The sequence below is a fragment of the Aestuariivivens marinum genome, assembly GCF_022662175.1.
Taxonomy (GTDB): domain Bacteria; phylum Bacteroidota; class Bacteroidia; order Flavobacteriales; family Flavobacteriaceae; genus Aestuariivivens; species Aestuariivivens marinum.
Window position 1 is genome coordinate 1,610,639 of sequence record NZ_JAKMCR010000001.1, and the last position, 15,053, is coordinate 1,625,691.

13 protein-coding genes are annotated in these 15,053 nt (G+C 34.0%); 12 read left to right on the forward strand and 1 reads right to left on the reverse strand.

Going from position 1 to position 15,053, the window contains the following annotated elements; genetic code table 11:
- Positions 1-98 precede the first annotated feature (98 nt).
- A complete protein-coding gene (locus MR053_RS07030) occupies positions 99-1,130 on the forward strand; it encodes a quinone-dependent dihydroorotate dehydrogenase (protein ID WP_242131733.1) in 1,032 nt (343 codons plus the stop codon).
- Here the strand turns inward: MR053_RS07030 and MR053_RS07035 are convergent.
- The gene (locus MR053_RS07035) at positions 1,116-1,985 is read right to left on the reverse strand and encodes a T9SS type A sorting domain-containing protein (protein WP_242131734.1); all 870 of its coding nucleotides are present in this window, start codon (positions 1,983-1,985) and stop codon (positions 1,116-1,118) included. The two genes, MR053_RS07030 and MR053_RS07035, sit on opposite strands and share 15 nt — an antisense overlap.
- 144 nt (positions 1,986-2,129) lie before the next feature.
- Between MR053_RS07035 and MR053_RS07040 the strand changes: the two genes are divergently transcribed.
- From MR053_RS07040 to MR053_RS07090, 11 genes are all read left to right on the forward strand, one after another.
- On the forward strand, positions 2,130-2,993 hold the full coding sequence (locus MR053_RS07040) for a hydroxymethylglutaryl-CoA lyase (protein ID WP_242131735.1): 864 nt from the start codon (positions 2,130-2,132) through the stop codon (positions 2,991-2,993).
- Positions 2,994-3,163: 170 nt separating this feature from the next.
- Positions 3,164-4,354 carry a hypothetical protein gene (locus MR053_RS07045; RefSeq protein ID WP_242131736.1) on the forward strand — a complete coding sequence of 397 codons (1,191 nt, stop codon included), beginning with the start codon at positions 3,164-3,166 and terminating at the stop codon, positions 4,352-4,354.
- A 95-nt stretch (positions 4,355-4,449) separates the two neighbouring features.
- Positions 4,450-4,977 carry an FMN-binding protein gene (locus MR053_RS07050; RefSeq protein ID WP_242131737.1) on the forward strand — a complete coding sequence of 176 codons (528 nt, stop codon included), beginning with the start codon at positions 4,450-4,452 and terminating at the stop codon, positions 4,975-4,977.
- A complete protein-coding gene (locus MR053_RS07055; protein WP_242131738.1) occupies positions 4,978-5,472 on the forward strand; it encodes a hypothetical protein in 495 nt (164 codons plus the stop codon).
- Between the two features lie 69 nt (positions 5,473-5,541).
- Positions 5,542-7,014 (forward strand): IMP dehydrogenase, encoded by a 1,473-nt coding sequence (gene guaB, locus MR053_RS07060; RefSeq protein ID WP_242131739.1) that lies wholly within the window; start codon positions 5,542-5,544, stop codon positions 7,012-7,014.
- A gap of 359 nt (positions 7,015-7,373) precedes the next feature.
- On the forward strand, positions 7,374-9,326 hold the full coding sequence (locus MR053_RS14005) for a peptidylprolyl isomerase (protein ID WP_242131740.1): 1,953 nt from the start codon (positions 7,374-7,376) through the stop codon (positions 9,324-9,326).
- A 62-nt stretch (positions 9,327-9,388) separates the two neighbouring features.
- Positions 9,389-10,243 (forward strand): peptidyl-prolyl cis-trans isomerase, encoded by an 855-nt coding sequence (locus MR053_RS07070; protein WP_317221706.1) that lies wholly within the window; start codon positions 9,389-9,391, stop codon positions 10,241-10,243.
- Positions 10,206-11,657, forward strand: a complete 1,452-nt coding sequence (locus MR053_RS07075) for a peptidylprolyl isomerase (protein ID WP_242131741.1) — start codon at positions 10,206-10,208, stop codon at positions 11,655-11,657. Before MR053_RS07070 ends, MR053_RS07075 begins: the two co-directional genes overlap by 38 nt.
- A gap of 3 nt (positions 11,658-11,660) precedes the next feature.
- A complete protein-coding gene (locus tag MR053_RS07080; protein ID WP_242131742.1) occupies positions 11,661-12,614 on the forward strand; it encodes an AAA family ATPase in 954 nt (317 codons plus the stop codon).
- Between the two features lie 40 nt (positions 12,615-12,654).
- Positions 12,655-13,767, forward strand: a complete 1,113-nt coding sequence (locus MR053_RS07085) for an acyltransferase family protein (RefSeq protein ID WP_242131743.1) — start codon at positions 12,655-12,657, stop codon at positions 13,765-13,767.
- Position 13,768: 1 nt separating this feature from the next.
- The gene (locus MR053_RS07090) at positions 13,769-14,905 is read left to right on the forward strand and encodes an acyltransferase family protein (RefSeq protein ID WP_242131744.1); all 1,137 of its coding nucleotides are present in this window, start codon (positions 13,769-13,771) and stop codon (positions 14,903-14,905) included.
- Positions 14,906-15,053 lie beyond the last annotated feature (148 nt).

Consider the following 15,053-nt stretch of genomic DNA (forward strand, 5'->3'; position numbering starts at 1 on the left):
TACATCAGTAATTTATTTTGATGAACATATAATTTTTCATTTTTTACAATGAATTTACAAACAAAAATTTTTATGTATTTTTGCACAAATAATACTGAATGTACAAATTATTATTTCGCCCTCTATTTTTTGCGTTCGACCCAGAAAAAATCCATCATTTCACCTTTTCATTAATAAAGTTTATGTCTAAGATTCCTGGTCTTAAGGAACTCTTTAGAAGTTTGTATGTGGTAAATGATAAACGTTTGGAGCGTCATTTATTTGGGCTAATATTTAAAAATCCTGTTGGGTTGGCTGCTGGTTTCGATAAAAATGCGGTATTATATAATGAGTTGGCCAATTTTGGGTTTGGTTTTATTGAGATAGGTACAGTAACCCCTAAGGCTCAACCCGGAAACCCCAAGAGAAGATTGTTTAGATTAAAGGATGATAAGGGGATTATAAACCGTATGGGCTTTAATAATGAGGGGGTGGAAGCAGCCATTGAACAGTTGAAGAAGAATAGGGGCCAATTGATTATAGGAGGTAATATTGGTAAAAATACGGCGACCAAACCCGAAGATTATACCAAGGACTATCTGGAGTGTTTTAATGCCCTGCACCCCTATGTGGATTATTTTGTGCTTAATGTGAGTTGTCCAAATGTTGGAAGTCATGCCAAGCTGAACGACAAGGACTATTTGGAGGAATTAATTAGTGCCGTGCAAAAGGTCAATGCCAGTTTTGCAAAGGAAAAACCAATCCTGTTAAAGATAGCACCAGATTTGAACAACGGCCAGTTAGATGAAGTCATAGAACTAGTAAAGCATACAAAATTGGATGGCGTTATAGCGAGCAATACTTCTACCGATAGAAATGGTTTAAAAGCATCGAAAGTACAACTGGATGCTATTGGCAATGGTGGATTGAGCGGTCAGCCCATAAAAGATAAAAGTACGCGTGTGATTAAATATTTATCGGAACACAGTAACAAAGCCTTTCCTATAATTGGTGTTGGAGGAATTCATTCGGCTAAGGATGCTTTAGAAAAAATTGATGCAGGTGCCGATTTGGTTCAGGTCTATACAGGGTTTATATACGAAGGACCTTCACTTGTAAAGTCTATAAATAGGGCTTTATTGAAGTGCTAGTTTTAGTGTTTTACTTCGCCCATTAATTGTATTAAGTCTTAAAATATAGATCCCCTTGTTTAATTGTGAAAGGTCTAACTTAATTATATTAGCAGGTTTTATATGGTTATAGGTTTTTATAAGCTTTCCAATAACATTAAAAACTTCAATGTCTTTAAAAGTTATATTCTGGGAGTGAGAAATAGTTACTTTTCCATCACTTGGATTGGGGTAGATTGATAAATTTTGAAAAGTATCTTCTTTAACATCCAAAACAGATTGTAAGCTAACAGTTAGCGTACCAATAACATTGCCATTAAAAGGTGGTCCATTAATTTTGAAAATACCTACAGGCGGATTACTTGCCATATTATTCGATTCGTAATCAATACCATCATCCGTTCCAGCATCAAAGGCATAGACATCAGTTGAAAAAGAAGGCTTCCAATTGGTATTAGTTTCATTTCTTAAATTTAAACTGTTAATCATGATAAACCAATCTGGACTGGGAGCTACCATTGAAACCAATGTTAATAATGGATAGTTTTCGTTCACTTGAACATTTGTTAGTGTAGCCGAACTAATGGCAGCATGTGGAGTAAAAGGCTCTTGCAACCACTGGTTAGCCCTATTGGAAGCAATTGCTACATTGACTTCATTTTCAAAATTTGTGTTTGAACCCAATTCGGCAACATTCTTAATTCCTATCGAAGCAGGTTGCCCTTCTTCCAAAAATTCATTAATAACATTATGTGTTGCGCCAACCAAATCAGACCAATGGGCATTATTAGGGATTGATGTATGATCAGTTTCATTCCAAGTACTGGTAATCGTAAAATTGTATACAGCAAAACTTTGACCATTAACTGTATGCAAAAAGGTTATGGAAAATAAGAAAAGAAAGGGTGCTAATGAATAAAAGGGCTTCATATTAATCAGGAAAAATCAACTCTTATGTCGGTAATAAAGCTTAGGTCTTACAAAAAATAGTGCTATTTTTATCTCGTTATAAAATCAATTATGACCAAGCCAGTCAAAATCATTGAATGCCCTAGAGACGCTATGCAAGGGATTAAACAATTTATACCTACCGAAAAAAAGGTACAGTATATACAAGCCTTATTGCGAGTTGGTTTTGATACTATTGATTTTGGAAGTTTTGTATCACCGAAGGCTATCCCTCAGATGGTGGATACGACAGCAGTTTTGTCCCAACTCGATTTAAGTAAGACTACTAGTAAATTGTTGGCTATTATTGCTAATACTAGAGGCGCCAACGATGCCTGTAAACACAGGGAAATAGATTATTTAGGCTATCCATTTTCCATTTCAGAAAACTTTCAAATGCGTAATACACATAAAACCATTACTCAATCGGTAGGGGTGTTATCAGAAATTCTTGAAATTGCCTATAAATATAACAAGGAAGTAGTTGTTTATATTTCTATGGGATTTGGTAACCCCTATGGCGACCCATGGAATGTGGAAATAGTGGGTAAGTGGACCGAGATATTGGTCAATATGGGTGTAAGCATACTTTCGTTAAGTGATACGGTAGGTTCAGCGACCCCAGAAACGATATCGTATTTATTTTCAAATTTAATTCCGTTATATACTAATATTGAATTTGGTGCCCATTTACATACCACACGATCTAGTTGGTTTAATAAAGTTGATGCCGCTTTTAAGGCTGGATGCTATCGTTTTGATGGTGCCATTCAAGGTTTTGGCGGTTGTCCTATGGCTAAAGACGAACTTACAGGCAACATGCCAACCGAAAAACTATTATCTTACTTTACGTCTAACAAAACTAACACACTAAACGCCTTTAGTTTTGAGAGTGCTTTTAATGAAGCTTCCAAAATATTCAATTTTTATCATTAAAAATACATTGGTTAAACCTCACATTATTAGAGTGTTATGTTTTTTAATAAAAGTTTATTTAAATTTAATCTAAATAAATTTTGTCCAAGTAATTTTGGGTTTTATCTTTGTGGCTATAAACTAACTATTATTTATAATTAATCTAAATAAAAATAAAATTTTATCAAATCATGAAAAAATTAACGTTACTAATTGCACTTTTATTGGTGTCTTTTCTTCAAGCACAAACAGCACAGGATTCTATTACGTTCGATCCCCAAAAGCAGATTAATGCAGCTCAACGTCTTTTATCTGGTAATTATGGTAAAGCCGTCACTGTTGGTGCTTATGGTGAGATAACTTATAACCAGCCAGAAGCAAAAAACGGTGAATTGGATGTGCAGCGTTTAGTACTTTTATTTGGTTATAAGTTTAATGACAAAACCCAGTTTGTAACGGAATTGGAATTAGAACATGTAGAGGAAGTTTTCGTTGAACAAGCTTTTGTTAATTATGCTATAGCTTCTAATGTAAGCCTTAGGGGTGGTTTAATGTTGGTTCCAATGGGAATTGTTAATGAGTTTCATGAACCAACAACATTTAATGGTGTAGAACGTCCGGCCGTAGATAATGTTATTATTCCAACTACTTGGAGAGAGATTGGAGTAGGGGTTACAGGTAGGTTCAATGATTTGTCTTTGGGTTACCAAGCCTATGTTTTCAACGGTTTTAAATCTACTACTTCTGATGGAGCAGGTGGCTTAAGTGGCTTTTTAAGTGGATCAAGTGGTTTGCGAGGAGGGCGTCAAAAAGCAATTAAGTCTACAATCGATAGTCCTACTTTATCAGTAAAATTAGATTATTACGGGTTGCCAGGTCTCCGTTTAGGATTAGCTGGTTATACAGGAAAAACGCAGGCAGAAGATAATATTGAAGAACTTGAAGGTGCTAATATTGGTATTGCCATGTTGGGACTGGATGCACGCTATGCCTATCAAAGGTTTACCGCTCGTGGTCAGTTTATTTATGCAAGTCTTAGTGATACAGAAGCATACAACATAGCAACCAATAGACCAATTAATCAAGGTTTAGGTAGTGCTTTGCAAGGCTGGTATATAGAGGGTGCTTATAATTTGTTGCCCATAGAAAAACAGCAACGATTATTTGCATTTTTGAGGTACGAACAATATGATACACATGCAGATACGGCAGGAAGTTTTGTTAGAAACGATGCCTATAATAGAACGGATATTACCACTGGATTGAGTTACCACATAGCTCCTGGAGTTGTACTTAAAGGGGATTATCAATTTAGGGATAATGCATTGTCTGGTGATAATGTTTCCGATAGATTAAATTTTGGAATAGGTGTTTGGTTCTAAATAAGGAATTGAATTACTGGTGAAACAAGGTACTTAATATTATTCTAAAAATAGAGTATCTTGTTTCATCACTTTAAAAAGAATACTTTTGCATCATGCGCTTTAAACAAGTTTCGATATTATTATTGATAATGGCTTTAATGTCTTTTGGTTTGCCAAAAAACATTAAAAAGAAAGTTGATAAAGAAATTAAGGAAACATTTCAGGTAGAGATGTATGCCCTTGCCAGTCAAAGTATAGATGAAAGTATATCTAAAGATTTACCTTCAGAATTTAAAGCCGATAATTTTTTTAGAATTGTAGAAAATCATAATTTTTTAGGTTATGCCTATATCGGTCAGGCACCAAGTAAAACGGCACAGTTTGATTACCTAGTATTACTTGATGAGAACCTGATAGTTATTAAGGCAAAGGTATTGGTATATCGGGAGGATTATGGCGGTGAAATTGGTAGTAAGCGTTGGCTAAAACAGTTTGTGGGTAAGTCTCAAAACGACGAATTAAATTATGGCGAAAATATTGTTGCAATTTCTGGAGCGACCATATCAGTTCGTTCTATGACTACAGCAATGAACAATTTGTTAAAATCGTTAAAAATACTCCATTCCAAAAATATATTATAGATGCAGATAAACGGGGTCATAGTTACACTACCAAAGGAAATAAAGTTACTAATAGGTGTATTTATAGTGGTTTTAAGTATAGGTTTTTATACTGGTTTACTATTTGTTGGTGAAACATCTTCAGCAAATCCAAATGGTATAGAGGAACAATATTTGGGCAATGAGCATGATGAAGATGTTGAAGTTATGCGTTTTAAGAAGAGTGAACAGGAAATGCTGAGATTGGTTCATAACCACGTCCTGTCCATGGCCATTATATTCTTTTTATTAGGAGTGCTTGTGGCGATTACCAAATTACCAAATAAGTTTAAGCTATTTTTGATGGTCGAACCTTTTTTCTCTGTAGTATTTACCTTTGGTGGATTATATTTGTTATGGAATGGGATGCTGTGGATGAAATACATAGTTATGATTTCGGGCATTTTAATGACCTTAACATTTACCTTATCGGTTTTTATTGTACTATACCAATTATTTCAAAAGAAACCTGCTTAAAATAGACGGTTTTTTGTGCAGTGAAAGGAAAAAATATGTAAATTTGCACGCAATTATAACGTAATTGCAATGACTGCACATCAAAATAAAATAGTAGGGGAAGGCCTTACTTACGACGACGTCCTTTTAGTTCCAGCATTTTCAGAAATTTTACCGCGTGAAGTAAATATTCAAACGAAATTTACACGTAACATTACCATAAATGTGCCTATTATTTCGGCAGCTATGGATACGGTTACAGAAAGTAAAATGGCTATAGCCATGGCTCAGGAAGGTGGTATAGGAGTACTTCATAAAAACATGACTATTGAGGCTCAGGCCATGAAGGTTAGACGGGTAAAACGAGCTGAAAGTGGTATGATTATAGATCCCGTAACATTGCCGCTTACTGCCGAGGTTATAGATGCAAAGCAGTCTATGGCAGAGAATGGTATTGGGGGTATTCCAATTGTAGATAAAGATGGCACCTTAAAAGGGATTGTTACCAATCGTGATTTGCGTTTTGAGCATGACAATAATAAGCCTATTGTTGAGGTTATGACTAGTGAAAACTTAGTGACCGCTCCAGTTGGGACATCACTTATGGATGCCGAAGCGATTCTTCAGGCTAATAAAATTGAAAAACTGCTTATTGTTGATGATAATTTTAAATTATCCGGTCTTATCACTTTTAGGGATATCACTAAGCTAAGTCAGAAACCTCATGCTAATAAAGATGAATATGGACGTTTACGAGTAGCTGCTGCTATTGGTGTTACTGCTGATGCAGTTAATAGGGCAGAAGCTCTGGTTAATGCAGGGGTTGACGCTGTTGTAATCGATACAGCACATGGACATACCAAAGGTGTTGTAGGTGTTTTAAAGGATATAAAGGCCAAATTTCCACAATTGGATGTTATAGTTGGTAATATCGCTACGGGCGAAGCCGCCAAATATTTGGTTGAAGCAGGGGCCGATGCAGTAAAAGTAGGTATTGGACCAGGTTCAATTTGTACTACCCGTGTGGTAGCTGGTGTTGGTTTTCCACAGTTTTCGGCGGTACTTGAAGTGGCTGCTGCTATTAAAGGCAGTGGTGTTCCAGTAATTGCCGATGGAGGTATTCGATATACGGGAGATATTCCAAAGGCTATTGCAGCTGGTGCAGATTGTGTGATGTTGGGATCTCTATTGGCTGGAACCAAGGAATCTCCAGGAGAAACCATTATTTATGAAGGACGAAAGTTTAAGTCTTATCGCGGTATGGGCTCTGTTGAAGCTATGAAAGAAGGTAGTAAGGACCGTTATTTCCAAGATGTTGAAGATGATATTAAAAAATTAGTACCAGAAGGTATTGTAGGTCGTGTACCTTATAAAGGCGATCTGTACGAAAGTATCCACCAGTTTATAGGTGGGTTACGCGCTGGTATGGGTTATTGTGGTGCGAAAGATATAGAGACCTTAAAGGACACTGGACGTTTTGTTAAAATTACCGCAAGTGGTATTAATGAAAGCCATCCCCATGATGTTACTATTACCAAAGAGTCTCCTAATTATTCGAGGTAAGTATATTTAATTATAAAATTTCAAAAGCATGGCTCTTCGTCATGCTTTTTTTGTTAGAAGCTTTATCTAAATCCTATGGTTTAATCATAGTTTATGAAATTTTATGGTAAGGCCTATAATTCACGATTCATACGAGAATTGCTTTTTAAACGTTATGTTAAACAACTTGTATTATAGGTATATATTGCTATTTTTGTGACTAGCTTAAAAGTTGATATTTAAATAAAATGAACATTAAAAATTTATAAATTTCTTTACCAATTGAAATATCTAAAATTTTTAAAAAGAGAACGGAGTGCTTACACACGTTCTTGATTTTGTAAATAATATATTATCAAATAATTAAAAAATTTAAACCTGTGAAATTTAAGTTTTTTTCAATTTTAGTAGTTCAGTGTTTTGTTTTTAAGAGCTATGCCCAAACGGCTACTAATGATATTCTTTTTTCGGTCGATGGAGATCCAGTTTATGTTTCTGAATTTTTAAGGGTTTATAATAAAAACCTTGATTTGGTTCAGGATGAATCCCAAAAGGATGTGGATGAATATTTAACCCTTTTCACCAATTATAAATTAAAGTTAAAAGAAGCTAAAGCCTTGGGCCTAAATGAAAAAGAAAGCTATAAACGGGAATTAGATACTTATAAAAAACAACTGGCTAAAAGTTATATATCCGATACTAAAGTTACTGATGCTTTGGTTGAAGAAGCTTATGAACGCATTTCACATGATGTAAATGCCAACCATATACTGGTAAGGGTAGATGAAGAGGCAAGTCCGCAAGATACTTTGCTGGCTTACAACGAAATACTTAAGCTAAGAGAACGTACCATGGAAGAAGGTTTTGAAACGGTGAGAAAGCAGGTGCATAATGGTAAGACCATTTTTGGAGAAGAATTGGGGTATTTTACAGGTTTTAAAATGGTGTATAAGTTTGAAAATGCTGCTTTTAATACACCTGTTGGTGAAATCTCCAAACCATTTAGAACACGGTTTGGGTATCATATTGTTAAAGTATTTGATAAAAGAAAATCTAGGGGCGAACGTACCGTAGCCCATATCATGATTGGGTTAAATAGTACTGATGATAATGGAGATCCAGAAATTAGAATTAACGAAATATATAAAAAAATAATCCAAGGAGAAGATTTTGAAGCCTTGGCGAAACAATTTTCAGAAGATAAAAGTTCGGCGTCGAAGGGTGGTCTCCTAAATCCATTTTCTGGTGGACAACTTAGCGCGCCAGAATTTGAAGAAAAGGCATTTGAATTGGAAAATATAGGAGATGTTTCGCAACCCTTTATGACTAAGTTCGGATGGCATATTATAAAACTTTACCAAAAAACACCAATCGCACCTTTTAAGATTTTAAAGCCAGAATTGGAAGTAAAGGTCAAACGCGATGATAGGTCTAAATTGATTGATGAGGCCTTATATAGTAAATTAAAGAAACAATATCATATCAATGAGGAACAGCCTGTCCTTGACTATTTCACTTCTATTTTAAATGAAAATTATTTTAGAAGGACTTGGTCGCTTCCACAGGATTTCACCGCTAACAAACTTTTGTTAAAAATTGGTAATAAAGCATTAAGTTATAACGATTTTGGACAATATTTGTTAAAAAGCCAACGTAGTTTTCAAAAGAGGGAGCCATTTTCGGTCGTAGTGAAAAAAAACTATGAAACCTTTTTAAATAGTAGTCTGGTTAAATATAAGGAGGATAACTTGGAGTTTGAAAATGAGGATTTTGCCCATGTAGTTAACGAATATCGTGACGGGTTGTTACTGTTCGATCTTATGGAATCTACCATTTGGAATGCTGCGAAAGATTCAACTGAAATCCAGGATTTTTATAACAGTCATAAAGCTAATTATTACACACCAGAAAGTATAAATACTTTGGTAGCGTCTTCATCCAAACAAAAGCCACTTAAAAAAGTTGCTAAGTTATTGAATGAAGGCTTGCAAATAGATCAAATTAAAAACTTGGTAAATAGTAACGATAATATTGAAGTTATTTTTACACAAGGTAATATGGATGCAAACCATCAGTCGATCCCAAAAGAATATAAATTTAAAAAAGGGTTGTCCAAAATCTACAAACATAATTCGGGTTATGTTTTAATACAAACAAAAGAGATTATCCCAAAGTCCTTAAAAACTTTTGAGGAAGCAAAAGGATTGGTGATTAGTGATTACCAAGAATTCAAAGAGGCTCAATGGATGAAAGAACTGAGAAAAAAATATAAGGTTGTTATTAATGCTGACGTTTTAAAAGAAGTGAGAAATGAGGTCAAGAGTAAGCTATAGTCAGACGAGGTTAAAAAAACAGAAAAAGTAATAATTGATTAATTAACAAAAGTAAACCACAAGTGAAATTAAGAATATGGACCATTATGTTAATAAGCAGTACTTTTGTGTCCTGTAATTTTTTCAAAAAGGTTGATGATCGTGATGCTATTGCCCGAGTAAATAATTCTTTTTTGTATGAAGACGATATTGAGGGACTCGTATCTGAAGGGACTTCAAAAGAAGATAGTACACTTTTGGTCCAAAACTATATAAAAAGCTGGGCTACCCAACAATTGTTGTTCGATGGGGCAAAGCTTAATTTAAGTGAAAGCAAGCAGGAAATCTTCAACCGTTTGGTAAACCAATACAAGAACGATTTATTTGCAAAGGCCTATTTAGAGGCTTTGGTGAGTAGAAGTGTGGATACTGTTGTAAGTTATGAAGAAGCCCAAGTGTATTACAGTGAAAACAAGGATGTTTTTAAATTGAATGAAGAACTTATTAAGTTCCGTTACATTCATGTTGTTGAAAGTATAAACAATTTTAATACCATTGAAAAACGTTTTAAGCGGTTTAATACAGAAGATAAAAAAGAACTCGATTCCATTTCCATCCAGTTTAAATCCTATTCTTTAAACGATTCTATTTGGGTAAAAGTTGATCAGGTTATTGCCAAGATCCCAGCTTTAAATGTGATGAATAAAGATGATTTGTTAAAAAAATCTAATTTTATACAACTCAAAGACTCATTAGGAGTATATTTGATGCAAATTAATGATGTCCTTTTGAGAAACGAAACGGCACCATTAGAATATGTTAAACCTACCATCGACCAAATTGTAATTAACAAAAGAAAATTAGAGCTCATAAAGCAAATAGAAAAAGATATTACAAAAGATGCAATTAAAAATAAACAGTTTGAGATTTTTAAATAGTATAAAGCCATTGGTTACGTTCACCTTAGTCGTAATAGCGATTAATTTAACGGCTGCCCAAGAGATTATTGAAGAGGATAAGAAAGAAGAGGTAAAGCCTAAAGTAAAAATGGATACAGCAAATGCAGTTAAGGTAGACGGCGTGGCGGCTGTAGTTGGCGATTATATAATTTTAGATTCCGATATTCCTAAAAATAGAGCACAACTAGAAGCTAGTGGTTATAATACCAAGGATATTAGAGATTGTGAGTTAATGGGAAAATTGTTAGAAGATAAGTTATATGCCCACCATGCCATACAGGATAGTATTGAAGTCTCCGATGCCGAAGTAAGACAACAGGTCGATTTCCAATTAGAGCAGTTCTTGCAACAAGTTAATGGTTCCATGGAGCGTCTTTTAGAGTTCTATAACAAAGATGACGAAAAAAGTCTTAGGGATGAAATGATGGAGATTAACAAGGCCAATATGTTGGCAAGAAGAATGCAAGCAAAAGTGGTTGAGGAAATTGAGGTGACTCCGGAAGAGGTAAGAACGTTTTTTAATAATATACCTCAAGAAGAACGTCCTTTTTTTGGAACAACTTTAAAGGTGGCACGTATAGTTGCCAAGCCAAAGGTCTCTGAAGAAGAAAAGCAAAAGGTAATCGACAGGTTAAAAGAGTTTAAAGCAGATGTAGAAGAAAATGGGGCTAGTTTTAGGTCTAAAGTTATTTTATATGGGGAAGATCCTGGATTGAAACAATCGGGGTATAAATATATCTTAAATAGAAAGAAACCAAGAATGGTTAAAGAGTTTAGGCAGGTCGCATTTTCATTACAAGAAGGAGAAATATCGGAGCCTTTTGAAACCGATTTTGGATTTCATATCATTCATCTTCAAAAAATTAGAGGGCAGGAATACGATGTAAGTCACCTTTTATTGAGACCTAAAGTCTCTAATGAAGCTATTCGTGAAGCTAAGGAACGTCTAGAAAAGGTAAGGCAACGTATTGTTAGTGGTGATATTTCTTTTTCAGATGCTGCTAGGGAAATAAGTGATGAAGAAGAAACCAGGGCCGAAGGCGGACAACTTATCAATCCAGAAACCCAAGACTATAATTTTGAATTGACAAAAATGGATACTGAGTTGTATGCGCAAATTCAGAATTTAGAAGACGGGGAAGTCAGTTTGGTATTAACCGATCAAGAAAGAACAGGAGATATTAAGTTTGTAATCTTAACCGTTACGGATAGAGTTGATGATCATGAAGCTGATTATGCCCAAGATTTTCTTAAGATTAAGGAATTGGCTCTTCAGGAAAAACAAATCAAGGCCATAGAACAATGGCAAGCCGAGAAAATTATGGATACCTATATTAAAATTGGTGGAGAATATAGAGATTGTGAGTTTTCTAGTAACTGGTTAAAAAAATAATACATGTCTGATGTTGCTGCCATTGAACAGTTTGTAGAACGTTACAACCAATTAAAAGCTGAAATAGCTAAAGTCATTGTTGGTCAAGATGAGGTAATCAATCAAATATTAATCTCTATATTTTCTGGTGGACATTCTTTATTGATTGGTGTACCTGGTTTGGCTAAAACCTTAATGGTCAATACAATTGCCCAGGCTTTAGGTTTGGATTTTAAGCGTATACAATTTACACCAGACTTAATGCCAAGTGATATTTTAGGTAGCGAAATATTAGATGAGGATAGACATTTTAAGTTTGTTAAGGGACCTGTTTTTGCGAATATCATTTTAGCAGACGAGATAAACCGTACACCACCTAAAACCCAAGCAGCCTTGTTAGAGGCCATGCAGGAACGTGCAGTAACCGTGGCTGGCCATCACTATAAATTAAGCCTCCCTTATTTTGTGTTGGCAACCCAAAACCCCATAGAGCAGGAAGGAACCTATCCTTTACCAGAAGCCCAATTGGACCGTTTTATGTTTGCCATTAATTTGGGTTACCCCTCTTTTGAAGAAGAGGTGCAGGTAGTAAAAACAACAACAACCGATGTGGAACATAAGGTGGATGCCTTATTTACTGCTCAAGAAATAATAGATTTCCAACATTTAATACGCCGTATACCAGTAGCCGATAACGTTATTGAATATGCTGTATCTATGGTAGGTAAAACTAGACCTGAAGGAAATACGGTTAACGATTTGGTAAAAACCTATATCGATTGGGGTGCAGGGCCAAGAGCCTCTCAAAACTTGATATTGGCCGCAAAAACCCATGCTGCCATTCATGGTAAATTTTCACCAGATATGGAAAATGTACAGGCCATAGCCCATAGTATTTTAAGGCACCGCATTATTAAAAATTACAAAGCTGAGGCTGAAGGTATAACAGAAAGCCAGATTATTGAAAGTCTATTTTAATAAAAAAATGCTACATTGATACTTGTTTTCAATGTATCAAATGAAGTCAGATAGAATATTTGGTCTGGATTGCTTAAGGGCTTTGGCAATAGGTCTGGTTATTTTTTCCCATTGTACTTTTTTATTGTTCCCTAAAAATGTAACTGTTGTTCTGAATATTTTCAGATTGATGGGGGCAGTAGGTGTTGATTTGTTTTTTGTGTTAAGTGGCTACTTAATAGGCGGCATATTACTTAAAATGATGAACAATGATGATATAAATTGGTCAAAACTGCTAAGATTTTGGAAACGCCGTTGGTTTCGAACATTGCCCAATTACTTTCTTATTTTGTGTGTCAATATTGTATTGGCATTCCTAATTGGATTGAAACTACCTAAAGACACTTTTCTTTATGGGCTATTTCTTCAAAATTTCGCTTGGGAACATCCTAATTTTTTCACTGAAGCCTGGAGTTTATCCATTGAGGAATACGCTTACATCTTTTTGCCCTTGCTTCTTTTTTTAATGTCAATAATCATTAAATGGAATGGTGAAAAGTTGTTTTTTTTAACTTCACTAGTAACCATAGTTTTACTTACACTTTTGAAAATCCATTATTATTTTAATGCCGATGTTTTAAACTATCACGATTGGAGTTCATCTTTTAGAAAGGTGGTTGTCTATAGAATGGATAGTATTTATTATGGGTTTTTGGCTGTATATTTTATTACCGTTTATAAAAGCTTCATAAATAGGTATAAGAGCATTTTGTTTGTATCTGGTTTAGTAATTTTTATCATGTTACACGCACTAATTTATATATTCAAAATGTCACCTGAAACCCATTTATGGTTTTATTCCTTTTTGTATTTACAAGTACTTTGCATGTCTTTATTGCTATTGTTTCCATTGTTTTTGGATATAAAAGGAAAAGGGATATATAAAGAAGTTATTGAGTTTGTAAGTACAAGATCGTATGCCATATATTTGGTTAACTATTCTCTGTTATTGCTCAATTTACAATTGTTTATTGATGTTGTAGCCCTTGGAATGTTAGTGAAAGCATTTCTGGTTTTATTTTTTTTAAGCGCGACTATTTTTGTGTCAAACCTCATATATGTTTATTTTGAAAAGCCTATTTTAAAATTTAGAGACCAAAAAATTCCTAGATAAATTGAAAAACAATACACCAAGAATATTTGGTTTGGATGTTATGCGAGCAATAGCCATTGCTATGGTTGTTCTATCGCATACTACTTATATTTTTCAGGGTTATCGATTGCCTGGAATGAAGATGTTGGGAATAGAGGGCGTGGAATTATTCTTTGTTTTAAGTGGGTTTTTAATAGGGGGTATACTTTTAAGGTTAATCACAACAACGTCTTTTTCCCAAAAAAATGTGCTTCATTTTTTGGTAAGACGCTGGTTTAGGACTTTACCATTATATTATTTAATGTTATTGGTTAATATCTTTATAGCTATTCTAGTAGGATATAAATTGCCTAATGACCTTTGGAAATATGTTTTCTTTCTTCAAAATTTTAACAAATACCACATCCCTTTTTTTCCTGAATCATGGAGTTTATCAATAGAAGAGTACGCCTATCTTTTGGCGCCTATAGGTCTTTATATTATGTATAAGTTATTTAAAACGATTAAGGAAAAAGATAAACTATTTTTATGGACTTCTGTTTTCTTAGTGCTTCTCTTTTTGGTTACTAAACTATTATATTATGCTAAATCAGCTAATACCTTACAATCTTTAGCTATATGGAATTCTAGTTTAAAGCCTATAGTAATTTATAGGTTAGACAGTATTTTCTATGGTTTTATATTGGTGTATTACTTTAACAAATACAAGAAACGTATTGAAAAATTAAAAGATTTGCTTTTCTTTTTAGGTGTATTTTTAATTGGGTTACTATTTATAATAATGCCAATGTTGGGTATAGGTATAGAAAAAACACCATTCTATTGGAATGTGATGTTGTTACCCTTAAATTCAATAACAATAGGTTTTTTGTTGCCCAAGTTTTACTTTTTGAAAGAACCAAGACCATGGCTTTCTAAAATTATTAAAAACATAAGCATATATTCATATGCCATGTATCTGTTACATTATACATTTGTATTGTATTTAATGCAATTATTATTGGATTTTAATAGCTTAAGCATGCTTGAATGTATTGTATGTGCATTCATGTATCTAATAATTACCTATTTGCTTTCCATGATGGTGTATAATTATTTCGAAAAGCCTATGACCAATTTAAGGGATGATTTAAGAATCAAATATTTTTTTAATACATAAACTGTTAAAAAGCTATTTTGAGCCCTAAAAACTGAGAATATTTTAATCTATATTTATTCATAATAATGCTATAATAAATTTGTATGGTTTACCAGTATTCTTAGACCTTTATTTTTAAAACTTTGCATTAATTTTGTACTTTGCGACA